Origin of the sequence: Citrobacter sp. Marseille-Q6884 (assembly GCF_945906775.1) — a bacterium.
Classification (GTDB): domain Bacteria; phylum Pseudomonadota; class Gammaproteobacteria; order Enterobacterales; family Enterobacteriaceae; genus Citrobacter.
On record NZ_CAMDRE010000002.1, the window covers coordinates 1,494,458 to 1,510,101 of the forward strand.

The 15,644-nt window shown below is 51.3% G+C and carries 16 protein-coding genes; 8 read left to right on the top strand and 8 right to left on the bottom strand.

From position 1 onward, the window contains the following. Window positions 1-154 precede the first annotated feature (154 nt). Together gloA and rnt are read left to right on the top strand one after the other, a co-directional pair. The gene (gloA, locus tag N7268_RS22290) at window positions 155-562 is read left to right on the top strand and encodes a lactoylglutathione lyase (RefSeq protein WP_198904310.1); all 408 of its coding nucleotides are present in this window, start codon (window positions 155-157) and stop codon (window positions 560-562) included. Between the two features lie 94 nt (window positions 563-656). Continuing rightward, complete coding sequence (gene rnt, locus N7268_RS22295; RefSeq protein ID WP_137381280.1) at window positions 657-1,304, top strand: ribonuclease T; 648 nt, start codon at window positions 657-659, stop codon at window positions 1,302-1,304. Between the two features lie 64 nt (window positions 1,305-1,368). Here rnt and grxD read toward each other — a convergent pair whose 3' ends face one another. Further along, window positions 1,369-1,716, bottom strand: a complete 348-nt coding sequence (grxD, locus tag N7268_RS22300; protein ID WP_003832760.1) for a monothiol glutaredoxin 4 — start codon at window positions 1,714-1,716, stop codon at window positions 1,369-1,371. A gap of 333 nt (window positions 1,717-2,049) precedes the next feature. On the opposite strand from grxD, the gene N7268_RS22305 reads away from it, so the two are divergent. Together N7268_RS22305 and sodB are read left to right on the top strand one after the other, a co-directional pair. Next, complete coding sequence (locus N7268_RS22305) at window positions 2,050-2,880, top strand: C40 family peptidase (RefSeq protein WP_260864520.1); 831 nt, start codon at window positions 2,050-2,052, stop codon at window positions 2,878-2,880. A 126-nt stretch (window positions 2,881-3,006) separates the two neighbouring features. Next, on the top strand, window positions 3,007-3,588 hold the full coding sequence (gene sodB, locus N7268_RS22310; RefSeq protein WP_260864521.1) for a superoxide dismutase [Fe]: 582 nt from the start codon (window positions 3,007-3,009) through the stop codon (window positions 3,586-3,588). Window positions 3,589-3,631: 43 nt separating this feature from the next. Here the strand turns inward: sodB and N7268_RS22315 are convergent, their stop codons facing one another. Together N7268_RS22315 and cydH are read right to left on the bottom strand one after the other, a co-directional pair. After that, the gene (locus N7268_RS22315) at window positions 3,632-4,801 is read right to left on the bottom strand and encodes an MFS transporter (RefSeq protein ID WP_260864522.1); all 1,170 of its coding nucleotides are present in this window, start codon (window positions 4,799-4,801) and stop codon (window positions 3,632-3,634) included. 177 nt (window positions 4,802-4,978) lie between these two features. Then, window positions 4,979-5,068: a cytochrome bd-I accessory subunit CydH gene (gene cydH, locus N7268_RS22320; RefSeq protein WP_003029209.1), complete on the bottom strand. Its 90-nt coding sequence runs from the start codon at window positions 5,066-5,068 to the stop codon at window positions 4,979-4,981. 297 nt (window positions 5,069-5,365) lie between these two features. On the opposite strand from cydH, the gene purR reads away from it, so the two are divergent. After that, entirely contained in the window at window positions 5,366-6,391 is a 1,026-nt protein-coding gene (purR, locus tag N7268_RS22325; protein ID WP_155574204.1) for an HTH-type transcriptional repressor PurR, read from the top strand. 5 nt (window positions 6,392-6,396) lie between these two features. Here purR and punR read toward each other — a convergent pair whose 3' ends face one another. Further along, the gene (gene punR / locus N7268_RS22330; protein ID WP_198904314.1) at window positions 6,397-7,320 is read right to left on the bottom strand and encodes a DNA-binding transcriptional activator PunR; all 924 of its coding nucleotides are present in this window, start codon (window positions 7,318-7,320) and stop codon (window positions 6,397-6,399) included. Between the two features lie 111 nt (window positions 7,321-7,431). Here punR and punC point away from each other — a divergent pair, with 111 nt between their 5' ends. Both punC and cfa read left to right on the top strand, forming a co-directional pair. After that, complete coding sequence (gene punC / locus N7268_RS22335; RefSeq protein WP_260864523.1) at window positions 7,432-8,637, top strand: purine nucleoside transporter PunC; 1,206 nt, start codon at window positions 7,432-7,434, stop codon at window positions 8,635-8,637. 288 nt (window positions 8,638-8,925) lie between these two features. Further along, window positions 8,926-10,074 carry a cyclopropane fatty acyl phospholipid synthase gene (gene cfa, locus N7268_RS22340; RefSeq protein ID WP_260864524.1) on the top strand — a complete coding sequence of 383 codons (1,149 nt, stop codon included), beginning with the start codon at window positions 8,926-8,928 and terminating at the stop codon, window positions 10,072-10,074. A 42-nt stretch (window positions 10,075-10,116) separates the two neighbouring features. Here cfa and N7268_RS22345 read toward each other — a convergent pair whose 3' ends face one another. Next, on the bottom strand, window positions 10,117-10,758 hold the full coding sequence (locus N7268_RS22345; protein ID WP_260864525.1) for a riboflavin synthase subunit alpha: 642 nt from the start codon (window positions 10,756-10,758) through the stop codon (window positions 10,117-10,119). A gap of 217 nt (window positions 10,759-10,975) precedes the next feature. Here N7268_RS22345 and mdtK point away from each other — a divergent pair, with 217 nt between their 5' ends. Continuing rightward, complete coding sequence (gene mdtK, locus N7268_RS22350) at window positions 10,976-12,349, top strand: MdtK family multidrug efflux MATE transporter (protein ID WP_260864526.1); 1,374 nt, start codon at window positions 10,976-10,978, stop codon at window positions 12,347-12,349. Window positions 12,350-12,391: 42 nt separating this feature from the next. On the opposite strand, the gene N7268_RS22355 is transcribed toward mdtK, so the two are convergent. The 3 genes from N7268_RS22355 to N7268_RS22365 all read right to left on the bottom strand — a co-directional run bounded on the left by N7268_RS22355 (window position 12,392) and on the right by N7268_RS22365 (window position 15,633). Continuing rightward, window positions 12,392-13,090: an RluA family pseudouridine synthase gene (locus N7268_RS22355; RefSeq protein WP_260864527.1), complete on the bottom strand. Its 699-nt coding sequence runs from the start codon at window positions 13,088-13,090 to the stop codon at window positions 12,392-12,394. Window positions 13,091-13,245: 155 nt separating this feature from the next. Then, the gene (locus N7268_RS22360; RefSeq protein WP_260864528.1) at window positions 13,246-14,307 is read right to left on the bottom strand and encodes a mannonate dehydratase; all 1,062 of its coding nucleotides are present in this window, start codon (window positions 14,305-14,307) and stop codon (window positions 13,246-13,248) included. 36 nt (window positions 14,308-14,343) lie between these two features. After that, window positions 14,344-15,633: an MFS transporter gene (locus N7268_RS22365; protein ID WP_260864529.1), complete on the bottom strand. Its 1,290-nt coding sequence runs from the start codon at window positions 15,631-15,633 to the stop codon at window positions 14,344-14,346. Window positions 15,634-15,644 lie beyond the last annotated feature (11 nt).

The following is a 15,644-nucleotide window of genomic DNA, read 5'->3' on the forward strand; positions in this document are numbered from 1 at the left end:
CACAAGCACTACGCTAGATTGAGATGCAAGGATGCATGCCACAAAAATGCAGTCTGCCAGACACTGTTCTTAATCCTGCATTGATAGCGGCGTAACAACGCCGCTATACTAAAACAACATTTTGAATGTATTAGCCATTTTAAAGGGGATACAGATGCGTTTACTTCATACCATGCTGCGCGTGGGTGACCTGCAGCGTTCCATCGATTTTTATACCAACGTCCTGGGCATGAAACTGCTGCGTACCAGCGAAAACCCTGAATACAAATACTCTCTGGCCTTTGTCGGTTACGGTCCTGAAACCAGTGAGGCTGTTATCGAGCTGACTTATAACTGGGGTGTCGATAGCTACGAGCTGGGAACCGCTTATGGTCATATCGCCCTGAGCGTGGACAACGCGGCTGAAGCCTGCGAGCGTATTCGTCAGAACGGCGGTAACGTCACCCGTGAAGCCGGTCCGGTAAAAGGCGGCACGACAGTTATCGCCTTTGTGGAAGATCCAGACGGCTACAAAATTGAATTAATTGAAGAGAAAGACGCAGGCCGCGGCCTGGGTGACTGATCTCCAACCGGGCGCAGTTCATCTGTGCCCGTGGTTTTATCCTCATCATTTTGCCATAATACGCGCTGCAATTTTCCCGTATTAAGAGACCCAGATGTCCGATAACGCTCAACTTTCCGGTCTGTGTGACCGTTTTCGTGGTTTTTATCCTGTCGTCATCGACGTAGAAACAGCAGGATTTAACGCCAAAACCGATGCGCTGCTCGAAATAGCCGCCATCACACTGAAAATGGATGAACAAGGCTGGCTGATGCCGGACATGACGTTGCATTTCCACGTCGAGCCGTTTGAGGGAGCGAATCTGCAACCTGAAGCGCTTGCGTTTAACGGTATCGACCCGAGCAATCCGCTGCGTGGTGCGGTCAGTGAATACGACGCGTTGCATGCCATTTTCAAAATGGTGCGCAAAGGCATCAAAGACAGCGGTTGCAATCGGGCGATCATGGTGGCGCATAATGCCACCTTCGATCACAGCTTCATGATGGCAGCAGCTGAACGCGCATCTCTGAAACGTAACCCGTTTCACCCGTTCGTCACCTTTGATACCGCGGCACTCAGTGGGTTATCACTGGGTCAGACGGTTCTGTCGAAAGCGTGTCTGGCCGCGGGCATGGAATTTGATGGCACTCAGGCGCACTCAGCCCTGTATGACACAGAACGCACGGCGGTTCTGTTTTGCGAAATTGTTAACCGCTGGAAGCGACTTGGTGGTTGGCCGCTCCCTGTGCCTGAAGAGGCATAACGCGCCAATAATCAGGCATAAAAAAAGCGACCACTCTCAGGTCGCTTTTTTTTACTTCTGCTGATTATTCAGCATCTGGCTCTTCGGTTTTGTACTTCGCCGCAGTTTCTTTAATCAGCTGTTGCAGCTCACCGCGCTGGTACATTTCAATTAAAATGTCGCAACCGCCTACCAGCTCACCATCAACCCACAGCTGTGGGAAGGTTGGCCAGTTTGCATATTTCGGCAGCTCGGCGCGAATATCCGGGTTTTGCAGAATATCAACATAAGCAAAGCGTTCACCACAGGCGGACAGCGCCTGCACAGCCTGAGCGGAGAAACCGCAGCTTGGCAGTTTAGGAGAACCTTTCATGTACAGGAGAATCGGGTTTTCAGCGATCTGGCGCTGGATTTTTTCGATAGTGGTGCTCATTATCTTGCTTCCTTAAACTTCTTTTACGGCAGTAGTCTGACATTGTAACGGGTCAGGCAGGCAACGGAAAATAACATTTTCATTACGCCTTATTATTTTATCGCCTGTCGTTAAAAGTTGCATTCATAATCTCACTTACCCCCTTAAAGCGTGTGGATTTGCTTATCTGTTCATCAGTTCGGTCTTTTTTTGCTGTTTTTTTTTGCGGTCGGTAACGAAACACAGTTGTAAACGAAAAAAGCTATTAAGTTTCCCGTTTCTATAGATTAGAATCATCAAGTTTTGTAAATCACACGCAGGCACGATAGACCTGCCTTACCAGAGGACTGCTCAGTGGCGCGGATAAACCGAATCTCGATCACGCTCTGTGCTTTACTTTTTACGACACTGCCTTTTACGCCAATGGCTCATGCTTCCAAGCAAGCCCGGGCGACAACTACTGTTTCTCATTCCCTCAAAACGGTAGATAAAAAGAAAAGCTCAACAGCCAGTCAAAAAACAACAAAAACCAATCCAAAAACGGCAAAAAAAACCACCAGCAAAACCAGCAGTAAAATCGCTTCCTCATCCAAAAAACGCACCGCTACTCCGGCAAAGTCTACCAAAACCGCAAATCGACGTGGCAAAGTGGCGACAACGCAAACGGCAGCCGTTACCTGGACAGAGAAATGCACCCCGCGTAAAGGCCATAAACCGCGTTGTGTAAAAGTGAAAACGACAGCGCCGACGGCGCTTGCTGATGTGCATAAAGTGAAAGTTCAAAAAGCGACCAAGACCGCCATGTCTACCCTGATGAACCAGATCGGTAAGCCTTACCGCTGGGGGGGAACGTCGCCAAGAACCGGCTTTGATTGCAGTGGTCTGGTGTACTACGCGTACAAAGATCTGGTGAAATTTCGCATTCCACGTACCGCCAATGAAATGTACCACCTGCGTGACGCTGCGCCTATTGAACGCGGTGAGCTGAAAAACGGCGACCTGGTCTTCTTCCGTACACAGGGACGTGGCACCGCCGATCACGTTGGCGTCTATGTCGGCAATGGTAAATTTATCCAGTCACCGCGCAGTGGTCAGGAAATTCAAATCACCTCGCTGAGCGAAGATTACTGGCAGCGCCATTATGTTGGTGCTCGCCGCGTGATGACACCTAAAACAATTCGCTAAAAACTTACCCTACAGGAGATGCTGTAGGGTAAGTTCTTCTTTTGCATAACCTTTCAATTTGCTACCCTATCCTTACTCACAATGAGGCTATTGTGTGTACTCATATAAATAATAAGGAGAGAAGCAATGTCGTTCGAATTACCTGCATTACCGTATGCCAAAGATGCTCTGGTGCCGCACATTTCTGCTGAAACGCTGGAATACCACTATGGCAAACACCATCAAACCTACGTGACCAATCTGAACAATCTGATTAAAGGCACGGCGTTTGAAGGCAAATCACTGGAAGAGATCGTACGTAGCTCTGAAGGTGGTGTCTTTAATAACGCAGCTCAGGTATGGAACCACACGTTCTACTGGAACTGCCTGGCGCCAAACGCTGGCGGCGAACCGACCGGTAAACTGGCCGAAGCCATTGCAGCATCGTTTGGTAGCTTCGCGGATTTTAAAGCGCAATTCACCGATGCCGCTATCAAGAACTTCGGCTCTGGCTGGACCTGGCTGGTAAAAGGGGCTGATGGCAAACTGGCTATCGTTTCCACCTCTAACGCGGGTACGCCACTGACAACTGATGCGACGCCGCTGATGACCGTTGACGTATGGGAACACGCCTACTACATCGACTATCGCAATGCCCGTCCTGGCTACCTGGAACATTTCTGGGCGCTGGTTAACTGGGAATTTGTTGCGAAGAACTTCGCTGCGTAAATATGACAACGCAGAAGGGACTCCCTTCTGCGTTTTAGCGTGATTAGCTTGCGGCAGTACAGACTTCTTCGGGTTGTCTTCTCGCCGAAATAAAGACCAGCAATAAAGCCAGCCCTGCCACAATCGCCCCCATCACCGGAACAAAACTGTAGCCTAAGCCGCCAGAAATCACCGCACCGCCCGCGGCCGCACCCAGCGCATTCCCCAGATTAAATGCGCCAATATTGACTGATGAAGAGAGCCCTGGCGCTTCACTGGCAACGCGCATTACGCGCATCTGCAACGGCGGAACGACGGCAAACGTGGCCGCGCCCCACACCACCATACTGATGGCAGCGCCCAACTCGTTACGCGCCAGAAACGGAATCGCCAGCATAATAACCATCAGCAACAGCAAAAATCCTTTCAGCGTGCCATTCACCGAACGGTCCGCCAGTCGCCCACCCAGATAGTTACCGATGGAAAACCCGACGCCTATCAGCACCAGCATGCCGGTCACAAAGGCGGGGGTTGCATGGGTGATACTGTGCAACACCGGCGAAATGTAGGTATAGAGGGTGAACATCGCGCCGGCCCCCAGTACGGTGGTGAGAAGCGCGGATAACACTTGCGGGCGCAGTAATACGGCAAGTTCTTTGCGCACATCGGGCCGCTCTCCCGCCCCGCCTTTGGGGAGTGAGAAGAACAGACTGACCATCGCGATAACACCCAGACCGGCTGTCGCCATAAACGACATACGCCAGCCGATAGTTTCACCGAGCCAGGTCGCGGCAGGAACGCCGCCAATATTGGCAATGGTTAATCCCATAAACATGGTCGCGACTGCGCTGGCCTGCTTGTGCTTTGGCACAACACTTGCCGCCACAACGGAACCGAGCCCAAAAAACGCCCCATGGTTAAGACTGGTCAAGATACGCGACAACATAAGCGTGGTGTAGTCCGGCGATATTGCCGAAAGCACATTGCCCAGCGTAAAAATCGCCATCAGAAAAATGAGCGCATTGCGACGCGCACGATGCGAAAGCAGTAATGTCATCAGCGGCGCGCCAATCATCACCCCCACCGCGTAGGCGCTAATTAGCATCCCCGCCGCAGGAATGGAGACATCCACGCCCCTGGCGATGACGGGCAATAATCCCATAGGGGAAAATTCAGTCGTGCCAATACCAAACGCACCAATTGCCAGCGCCAATAAGGGATAATTTATTTTCATACATCGACTCCATAACGTCGAGCCGTGGCACGACACCCGATAAGAGTGCAAAAGCATGACATTGATCGCAAAAATAATAAAGTTAACAAAACTGCAAAAGACTTTTGCTTATTCGCAAACAATAGGAGGGAAAGACAAACAGGTGGGATGAGGGAGAGCGTTCTCCCTCGGGATAAATCAATGCAGTGCCGCGGTCAAACCACCCGCTACAATCAGACCCAGAACAATAATGGTGGTGACTAACGAAAATTTCAGATCGGTGCTCATCAAGTTTTCTCCTTTTTATTCCCACACAAAAAGTGATATTGCGCATTTTTGCACACTTGAACGCAAAAATCTCTCACGATTTATATTGATAACTGCTTTTAACTCTTCCCCTTTTCGTTAAGATCAGACAAAATTCGACGCTTACTTGATTAGCGTACCGGCCATTGACCCCTTTCTGACGTTCCGTGTCGTTTTCCCGGCGTGCCGCAACCCTGACGTTGTGGTCAGGGTGTTTAAAGGCAAACGTTTACCTGGAGTATTCTCAGGAGCTTAGGATATGGTCTGGAGTGAGATGTAATGGCAACAATTAAAGATGTAGCGAAGCGAGCAAACGTTTCCACTACAACCGTATCACACGTAATTAACAAGACGCGTTTTGTCGCGGAAGAAACCCGTAATGCTGTCTGGGCGGCGATTAAAGAGCTGCACTACTCCCCCAGCGCAGTAGCGCGCAGCCTGAAGGTGAATCACACCAAATCGATCGGCTTGCTGGCGACCAGTAGTGAAGCGGCCTACTTCGCTGAAATTATCGAAGCCGTCGAAAAAAATTGCTTCCAGAAAGGCTATACGCTGATTCTGGGCAACGCATGGAATAGCCTCGAAAAACAGCAGGCATATCTCTCCATGATGGCGCAAAAGCGCGTGGATGGCCTGCTGGTCATGTGCTCTGAGTACCCGGAGTCCCTGCTTTCCATGCTCGAAGAGTATCGCCATATTCCTATGGTCGTTATGGACTGGGGCGAGGCCAAAGCCGATTTTACCGATACCGTCATTGATAACGCCTTCGAAGGTGGTTATATGGCAGGTCGGTACCTGATTGAGCGCGGCCACCGTGAGATTGGCGTGATCCCTGGCCCGATGGAGCGCAACACCGGCGCGGGTCGTCTGGCTGGCTTTATGAAAGCCATGGAAGAAGCGCTGATTAAAGTGCCGGAAAACTGGATTGTCCAGGGCGATTTCGAGCCTGAATCAGGTTACCGCGCGATGCAGCAAATCCTCTCTCAGTCCCACCGTCCGACAGCGGTCTTTTGTGGCGGGGATATTATGGCCATGGGCGCGCTTTGCGCCGCTGACGAGATGGGTTTACGCGTTCCGCAGGATGTGTCGTTGATCGGTTACGATAACGTGCGCAACGCGCGCTTCTTCACGCCAGCATTGACCACCATTCATCAGCCAAAAGATTCACTCGGCGAAACGGCCTTTAACATGCTGTTAGACCGTATCGTGAATAAGCGCGAAGAGTCGCAGTCCATCGAGGTGCACCCGCGCCTGGTTGAACGTCGCTCCGTTGCTGACGGTCCGTTCCGCGATTATCGTCGTTAAGCGTACTATGCGGGAGTCTCTTCAGGCTCCCGCAACCACTCTTTATTCAGCGTTTCGCTATCCCCCAGATAATCCAACAGCCAGCTTAATGCCGGTGACATATCGTTTTGTTGCCAGGTCAGGCAACAGGCGGCATCAGGGAAGGGATTTTCAAGCTGTAACGCAACCCACTTGCCGCTATCGATCCACGGTTTCGCAAAATGCGTCGGCACCATACCCACACACAGCCCCGCCGATAAACAGGTCGCCGAAGATTCCCAGTCAGGCACCACAACGCGCTTTTGGTTATCAAGCAGCCAGGTGATTCGCTTCGGTAATGTGCGGGAGGTGTCTTCGCGCACCAACGACGGCCAGTTGCGCAACGTATCGTCACTGAGCGGTCCGGGAAGCGAGGCCAACGGATGATGACTTGCCACCACACAACTCCAGCTCAGCATTCCCATATCGCGAAACGTGTAACGTTCCCCCACCGGGATCGCCTGCGTGGCGCCGATAGCCAGTTCAACGCGACCATCAGAGAGTGCATCCCAGACGCCGTTAAACACCTCCTGGAACACCAGCAGTTCCACATCATCAAAGTGACGATAAAAATCCACAATCATTTGTCGGGTTCGTTCTGGCCGAACAATATTGTCTACCGCAATCGCCAACTGCCCTCGCCAGCCATTGGCGATTTGTTGACATTGCTGACGTGTGATCTGCATTTTTTTGATAACAGACCGACCCTCTTTTAAAAACCATACACCCGCAGGCGTTAATTCCACATCCCGATGACGTCGTTCGAAAAGCGGCACAGCAAGCCACTCTTCCAGTTGGCGCACGGTATAACTCACCGCGGAGGGTACACGGTGCAACTCCTGCGCAGCCGAACTAAAGCTTCCGTTACGCGCCACAGCATCAACCACTTCAAGTGAATATTCTGACCACATACTCTGCCTACAAAAAATTTGAAACCAGTAAACAAATATTAGCGTTTCACAGCGAGAATTACACTCACTACACTCTGCGGCACTGTATTACTGCTAAAAAGAGAAACAATTATGCAACCTGGAAAAGGGTTTTTAGTCTGGCTGGCCGGTCTTAGCGTGCTCGGCTTTCTGGCAACGGATATGTATTTGCCCGCCTTTGCTGCTATTCAGTCCGATCTGCAAACCCCTGCGTCTGCCGTCAGCGCCAGCCTGAGTCTGTTCTTAGCCGGTTTTGCCGTCGCGCAACTTCTGTGGGGGCCACTCTCCGACCGCTACGGTCGCAAGCCGATTTTGCTGCTGGGTTTATCCATCTTCGCGCTGGGAAGTCTGGGCATGTTATGGGTTGAAAACGCCACAGGTCTGTTGGTACTGCGCTTTATCCAGGCCGTTGGCGTCTGCGCCGCGTCGGTTATCTGGCAGGCACTGGTTACCGACTATTATCCGTCTCATAAAGTAAACCGTATCTTTGCCACGATTATGCCGCTGGTGGGCTTATCTCCTGCCCTCGCGCCATTATTAGGGAGCTGGATCCTGGTGCATTTTTCCTGGCAGGCCATTTTTGCCACGCTGTTTGCCATTACATTAATCCTGATGCTGCCCGCCCTGCGGTTAAAACCGACCTCTCAGGCGCGTGACGATAGTCAGGATAAATTGACGTTTGCGACCCTGTTACGTTCCCAAACATACCGCGGAAATGTACTGATTTATGCGGCCTGCTCCGCCAGTTTTTTTGCGTGGTTAACAGGTTCCCCCTTTATTCTGAGTGAAATGGGTTATAGCCCGGCAGTGATTGGCCTGAGCTATGTTCCACAGACGATCGCCTTTTTGATTGGTGGCTACGGCTGCCGTGCCGCGTTGCAAAAATGGCAGGGTCGTCAGCTGTTGCCGTGGTTACTCATCCTGTTCGCCGTGAGCGTCATTGCGACCTGGGCGACCGGCTTTATTCGCCACGTTTCACTGACCGAAATTTTGATCCCATTCTGTGTGATGGCCATCGCGAACGGGGCAATCTACCCGATCGTCGTCGCCCAGGCATTACGTCCGTTTCCGCAGGCAACAGGACGTGCAGCCGCGTTACAGAACACGCTGCAGCTCGGGTTATGCTTCCTGGCAAGCCTGGTGGTGTCGTGGTTAATCAGCACCCCGCTGCTGACGACCACCAGCGTCATGCTGGCAACGGTATTCCTGGCCGCGCTGGGCTACAAAATGCAGTCACAGCAAGAAAGTGATGATCTGACAGACGAAAGTGCGCATATTGCCCATGGTGAGTCGCACTAATCATTGTCGAGAACAATTAATTAGTCCGCTAACATTTTTCAGTTGAGTCGCTCAAAATTCAGGCTTATACTGATTTCCGGTTGTTAATAAAACGATAATTTTCTGTATTAACGGGAACATGAATGTTCCCGTTTCTCCACGGATGGCCTTTTCGGTAAGGGTTCCTCCCTTCCTCTGTTCTACGTCGGATTTTAGATTCGCGGATTAATTCCGTGAGATTTCTCACAAAGCCTAAAAAGCGTCTACGCTGTTTTAAGGTTCTGATCGCCGACCAGTGATGGAGAAGCTATGAGTTCATCGTGTATAGAAGATGTCAGCGTACCGGATGATGACTGGTACCGAATTACCAGTGAATTATTAAGCCGCGCAGGTATTACCATTAATGGCGCTGCGCCAGCCGATATTCGCGTTAAAAACCCCCATTTCTTTAAGCGCGTGCTACAAGATGGATCGCTGGGTTTAGGTGAGAGCTATATGGATGGCTGGTGGGAGTGCGACCGGCTGGATATGTTTTTTAATAATGTCTTACGCGCCAATCTTGAAAGCCAACTCCCCCGTCATTTTAAAGACACTTTGCGTATAGCAACGGCACGCCTTTTCAATTTACAAACCCAAAAACGTGCGTGGGTGGTCGGAAAAGAACACTACGATCTCGGCAACGATCTCTTCACTCGCATGCTCGACCCCTATATGCAATATTCTTGCGCCTACTGGAAAGAGGCCACAACCCTTGAGTCAGCCCAGCAAGCGAAGCTAAAAATGATTTGCGAAAAATTGCAGCTTAAGCCGGGAATGCGGGTACTCGATATTGGCTGCGGCTGGGGAGGCTTGTCACAGTTCATGGCGTCACAATACGGCGTCAGCGTGGTCGGCGTAACGATTTCTGCAGAGCAGCAGAAAATGGCGCAAGCACGCTGCGAAGGGCTGGACGTTACTATTTTGCTGCAGGACTATCGCGACCTGAACGATCAATTCGACCGCATTGTCTCCGTCGGGATGTTTGAACATGTCGGGCCGAAAAATTACAGCACCTATTTTAAAGTGGTCGATCGCAATTTGAAGCCAGACGGTCTCTTTTTGCTGCACAGCATCGGTTCCAGAAAAACCGACAACAATGTGGATCCGTGGATCAATAAATATATCTTCCCGAACGGCTGCTTGCCGTCGGTTCGCCAGATTGCGAAAGCCAGTGAGCCGCATTTTGTGATGGAAGACTGGCACAACTTTGGCGCAGATTACGACACCACGCTAATGGCCTGGCATGCGCGTTTTATGGCGACGTGGCCAGAAATTGCGGATAACTATACGGAGCGTTTTAAACGGATGTTCAGTTATTACCTGAACGCCTGTGCCGGTGCGTTCCGCGCCCGCGACATTCAGCTTTGGCAGGTACTTTTTTCACGCGGGGTCGAACACGGGCTGCGCGTTCCCCGCTAGGTCACTCATGCCCCCGCACACGACGGGGGCGATCATTTCGGCTTACGCCTCGTCCGTTAATTTACTGACTGCGCTTTCACGTGCCGCCAGCACACGCTCAACGGTATCGACAACCGCCTGCGTTTGAGGATCGATTTCGATATTCACCCGCGCACCCAGTTTTTTCTTGCCCAGCGTCGTGCGCTCTAGCGTTTCCGGGATTAAATGCACGCAAAAGCGCGTCGGCGTCACTTCACCCACCGTCAGGCTAATACCATCAATACCGATGAATCCTTTGTACAGGATATATTTCATCAGCGAGGGATCCTGAACCTTAAACCATATCTGACGGTTATTCTCGGAGGTCAGAATCTTCGACACTTCAGCGGTCGTCATAATATGACCGGACATTAAATGCCCACCGATCTCATCACTGAATTTGGCGGCACGCTCAACGTTGACCCAGTCACCGACCTTCAGGTCACCGAGATTGGTGATACGCAGCGTTTCTTTCATCAGGTCGAAGCTGATGTGGTTGCCGTTTATTTCCGTCACGGTCAGACAACACCCGTTATGTGCAACCGATGCGCCTGTCTCCAGCGCATCCAGCATGTATTCAGGTAACTCCACTACATGCGTGCGAAAATTAGGTTTTTCATCAATAGACACCAGTTTCGCGGTGCCCTGCACAATACCCGTAAACATACCCGTCACTCCTGAACTCAATTAATACATCTCTGCCCAGCACAATAGCAGGTGGAAATAGAGGTTGCCAGCGATGCGCCCCCCTCACCTGTTTTTTCACTGGAGAATTACTTATTAGTCGCTACAATAGATTGAAATTCCCCCTGTATTTTCTTCTTGCTGCCATATAAGGCGGCTTTTTTAGTCTCTCAAATAACAACAATATAGTGGTGTTCACGTGCAAAAGTATGTTAGCGAAGCGCGTCAGTTATTAGCTCTGGCAATACCGGTGATTCTTGCGCAAATCGCCCAAACCGCAATGGGATTCGTCGATACCGTCATGGCTGGCGGATACAGCGCAACGGACATGGCCGCCGTTGCCATCGGGACGTCCATCTGGCTACCCGCCATTTTATTTGGTCACGGTCTGTTGCTGGCATTAACCCCGGTCATTGCTCAGCTTAATGGTTCCGGGCGTCGTGACCGAATTGCCCATCAAATACGCCAGGGTTTCTGGCTGGCGGGCTGTGTCTCCGTACTGATCATGGTCGTACTGTGGAACGCAGGACACATTATACGCGCCATGCATAACATCGATCCCGCGCTGGCAGATAAAGCTGTTGGCTACCTGCGCGCGCTGTTGTGGGGCGCACCGGGTTATTTATTCTTCCAGGTCGCCCGTAACCAGTGTGAAGGGCTGGCTAAAACCAAGCCTGCGATGGTCATGGGATTTCTCGGCCTGTTGGTTAACATTCCGGTCAACTATGTTTTCATCTACGGTCATTTGGGCATGCCGGAGCTCGGCGGCGTTGGCTGTGGTGTGGCAACCGCGGCGGTGTACTGGGTGATGTTTATCGCCATGCTTTCCTACGTCAAACGTGCTCGCTCCATGCGCGATATCCGCAATGCGCGTGGTTTTGTAAAACCGGACACAGCAGTGATGAAGCGCCTGATCCAACTGGGTTTACCCATTGCGCTGGCGTTATTTTTTGAAGTCACGCTGTTTGCCGTCGTCGCGCTGTTGGTTTCCCCGCTGGGAATTGTGGATGTGGCCGGACACCAAATCGCGCTGAACTTTAGCTCGTTAATGTTTGTATTACCGATGTCACTGGCTGCCGCCGTCACGATTCGCGTCGGTTACCGCCTGGGTCAAGGTTCAACGCTGGATGCGCAAACGGCCGCCAGAACAGGGTTGGGTGTGGGTGTCTGTATGGCGATGATCACGGCTATCTTCACCGTGACATTACGTGAGCACATCGCCCTGCTTTACAACAATAATCCCGAAGTGGTGACGCTGGCCGCACAGCTGATGCTGCTGGCCGCCGTGTACCAAATCTCGGACTCTATCCAGGTGATTGGCAGCGGGATCCTGCGTGGCTATAAAGATACGCGCTCGATTTTCTTTATTACCTTTGTTGCATACTGGGTTCTGGGATTGCCGAGCGGGTATATTCTCGCGCTGACCGATCTGGTGGTGGATCGCATGGGACCGGCAGGCTTCTGGATAGGATTTATTATCGGCCTGACGTCTGCCGCGGTCATGATGATGTTGCGTATGCGTTATCTGCAACGCCAGCCGTCATCCATCATTTTACAGCGCGCAGCGCGATAACACCGACACAGCCGCCGCCAGGCGGCTGTTCTCATTGGGATTTCAGAACGGACTGGCATCACACGCGTTGATCCACTCACCGCTGACGGGGTGGACAAAATGCAATTCACTGGCATGTAGCATCAGTCGTGGCGTCCGTTCAGTGCCAGGCAACAGACGTCCACCATACAGATCACACCCCCAAATCGGATGCCCCAACTGCTGGCAATGAATACGGAGCTGATGGGTGCGACCAGTCTGCGGGGTTAACTGTACTCGCGTCAGCGGCAGCAACGTCCCGTCTTCCAGTGGGTGATTAAACCGCTCAACCACCTGATAGCCGGAACGCGCAGGCTTGCCACGAACGGCGCAAATCGACATTCGCGGAAACAGCGCCGGATCTTTGGCGATGGCTGCGTCAATCACCCCTTCATCATCTGCCACATGACCGCAGAGTAATGCGCTGTACACCTTGGTAACCGTACGCTGGCTGAACTGTTGGCAAAGTGCGGCATTGATCGCTTTATTGCGGGCAATGACCATCAACCCGGAAGTCCCGAAATCAAGTCGGTGAACCAGCGTACAGCCGGGATAAACCTGCACCAGCCGGTGATGCACCGAATCACTGTTTTGTGGATTTTTCCCCGACAGGCTGAGGAGCCCACTCGGTTTATTAATCAGCAGCAGGTGATCGTCCTGATAGAGAATCGCTATCTCGTCATGGCACGGCGGGGCTATAAAGTTATCAACAATTGCGGACATCAGACGGCCAGGAGGGTGAGTGAGCGTGGATCATAACGAATTTTCAGCCCGCTGGCGAATCCGGTGATTAACCGGATTCGGGGGCGATTCGCTGTCATCGTTTTTGAGCCCAAAAACAGCAGGCACAGTCACTATGCCTGCCGCAAAGGGTCTCTCTAAATAACCTGCATTAAGGCTTTCATGTACCCCATCGCATAAGCCATACCCGCATGCCACGGTGCGTCACAGCTCATTTGTGGAGAGTGATCGGGGATCAGTACGCCATCATAGTGATGTTCTTTGAGAATCTGTATCACCCGTGGCATATCAATGTCCCCTTCATCAATAAACGTCTCATGATAATGAGGAACCTTCCCTTTCACGTTGCGAAAATGCATGTAGGCAATGGCGTCCTGACGCGCATATTGTTCAACGGCCTGGTAGACATCGCCTTGCGACATTTCAGCGATAGTGCCCAGACAAAACTCAAGCGCATTCGACCGGGACGGATAAATCTCCAGCAGTTTTTGATAAAGATGCGGCTGGTTGACTAATCGAGGCTGTCCACGCACCAGCTCAAGCGGCGGGTCATCAGGGTGCGCCGCTAATCTCACCCCGGCTTCCTGCGCAACAGGAACAATCTGCTCAAGGAACCATGCCAGACGTTCCCAAAGCTGTTCCGTGGTGGTCGGCTCCCTCAATCCGGTGGCATCTTCATCAACCACCATATTCCACGCCATACTTGCCGGCAGCAGGCTTTCTGTCTGTTCGTTCAGACCATCCAGACCAACGGTTTGAGCGCCACCGCGGGCTTTATTTTCCAGTATCCTCCCGGCCACGCCTGCAAGACTAAAGTTATAACCAAATACAGGAATCCCTGCCGCACCAACATTACGAATGACCTGTTTAACAATTTCAATTTGTTCTAATTTTTTTGGACCATCAAACAATATGTCATCCCAATAGCAGGGTTCGAAATTTTCAATGGCGAAGAAAGTCAGGTCAAATTTTTCCATCCGCGCACGAATGTCGAGCAGTTCATCCGTCGTCCATACATCCATCTTCGCCTTTCCCCAGCCCTGGGTATCGCCCACGGGTTGATTCGAGCGAGAAAAACGATCATTTTGGTTAAAATAATCAACCATGTGTACCACGATATGCGTGGCACCACACTGCCGGGCAAAGGCGAAATGCTCATCATCCAGCATGTGTTTATAAAGACCGAAACCAAGTTTCATCGACATATCTCCTCTGAAAAAGTGAATTCATTACGTTTAACTGAGCACTGTCGCCTTGCTCTTTTCATTTATTTGAATGGGTTTAACAAAGAACGCAACGCTAATAGCGCCCAGTACAGCAATGCCTCCGGCAATAAAGAATGCCGTGTTGTAGGCTCCGGTCCATTCGATAATATAACCGGTCACTATCGGCCCAAGAATACCGGCGATATTTGCGGTTGCATGGACAACGCCGCCCACCGCGCCCATATTCTTTCTGGCAACGGTGTCCTGTAAAATGGCCCAGTACGTGGTCGCGGAGAGGTATAAAAAGAAGATCCCGCACGCCATCAGCGTTACCGCGCTCATCGCACTGGTGACATTGCCGACACAAATCACAAAAATGGCGGAAGCCCCAAGGCAGGTGACGAGAACTATTTTTCGGGATAACAGCGGCTTACCCGTTTTACGCAGCACGTAATCACACAGAAACCCGCCCAGAGCCATGCCAATGGACCCGAGGAGCCACGGAATCACGCTGACAATACTCATATCCTTCAGACTGAGATGCTGTGAGGTCAATAAATAGCTGGGAAACCAGGAGAGGAAAAAAAAGAGAATATAGTTTAAGCCAAAAAAGGCAAAGGCAGTCGCCAGAATTGTTGGCTGTTTAATATAGAAAGAAAGTGGCAAAGATGATTCATGAATAGCCTCATCATCCTGTTCTGCTTTCTGGCCCTGCTGAATTAACTGCAATTCACTCTGGCTAATTGTCGGGTGTTGCTCGGGTTTATCTCTGGCAATTTTTAACCACCCAATCATCCACACAAAACCCAATACGGCAATTGCCACGAAAGCCAGGCGCCAGCCAATAAACAGAACCAACGATCCCATGATCGGTCCCGCGATGGCTCCGCCTAACGGGTTACCGGCTGTTGCAATCCCAATCGCACTGGCGACTTCACGTCGTGGAAACCAGTTATTGACCATTTTATTTAGCGTAGAGGCAAAAGGCCCTTCCCCTGCACCAAACAGCACCCGAATAACCAGCATGGAGATAAACCCACTTGCGGCACCTATCAGCCCACAAAAGAGTGACCAAAAAGCCATACTGACCGTAAAGACGGTCCTGGGACCATACCGATCGGAGGCATAGCCCCCAATGAAATTAAACAGCGCATAACCGATAGAGAAACTGCTAAAAATAATCCCTAATTCACCCGGCGTGAGTTTTAAATCACTGGCAAACATCGGTGCCGCTATCGCAAAGGCTGAGCGATCCATGTAGTTAATCGCCCCGCCCAGCGAGAGGAAGAAAACAATATTCCAGCGCTTACTTCTGAACATAGTTATGTCCT

Excerpts from the sequence above, each read along its gene's own strand:
- cfa (WP_260864524.1), top strand. The coding sequence starts at position 8,926 with ATGAGTTCATCGTGTATAGAAGATGTCAGCGTACCGGATGATGACTGG.
- punR (WP_198904314.1), bottom strand. The coding sequence starts at position 7,320 with ATGTGGTCAGAATATTCACTTGAAGTGGTTGATGCTGTGGCGCGTAAC.
- N7268_RS22360 (WP_260864528.1), bottom strand. The coding sequence starts at position 14,307 with ATGAAACTTGGTTTCGGTCTTTATAAACACATGCTGGATGATGAGCAT.
- N7268_RS22365 (WP_260864529.1), bottom strand. The coding sequence starts at position 15,633 with ATGTTCAGAAGTAAGCGCTGGAATATTGTTTTCTTCCTCTCGCTGGGC.
- punC (WP_260864523.1), top strand. The coding sequence starts at position 7,432 with ATGCAACCTGGAAAAGGGTTTTTAGTCTGGCTGGCCGGTCTTAGCGTG.
- N7268_RS22315 (WP_260864522.1), bottom strand. The coding sequence starts at position 4,801 with ATGAAAATAAATTATCCCTTATTGGCGCTGGCAATTGGTGCGTTTGGT.
- grxD (WP_003832760.1), bottom strand. The coding sequence starts at position 1,716 with ATGAGCACCACTATCGAAAAAATCCAGCGCCAGATCGCTGAAAACCCG.
- purR (WP_155574204.1), top strand. The coding sequence starts at position 5,366 with ATGGCAACAATTAAAGATGTAGCGAAGCGAGCAAACGTTTCCACTACA.
- N7268_RS22355 (WP_260864527.1), bottom strand. The coding sequence starts at position 13,090 with ATGTCCGCAATTGTTGATAACTTTATAGCCCCGCCGTGCCATGACGAG.
- gloA (WP_198904310.1), top strand. The coding sequence starts at position 155 with ATGCGTTTACTTCATACCATGCTGCGCGTGGGTGACCTGCAGCGTTCC.
- sodB (WP_260864521.1), top strand. The coding sequence starts at position 3,007 with ATGTCGTTCGAATTACCTGCATTACCGTATGCCAAAGATGCTCTGGTG.
- rnt (WP_137381280.1), top strand. The coding sequence starts at position 657 with ATGTCCGATAACGCTCAACTTTCCGGTCTGTGTGACCGTTTTCGTGGT.
- cydH (WP_003029209.1), bottom strand. The coding sequence starts at position 5,068 with ATGAGCACCGATCTGAAATTTTCGTTAGTCACCACCATTATTGTTCTG.
- N7268_RS22345 (WP_260864525.1), bottom strand. The coding sequence starts at position 10,758 with ATGTTTACGGGTATTGTGCAGGGCACCGCGAAACTGGTGTCTATTGAT.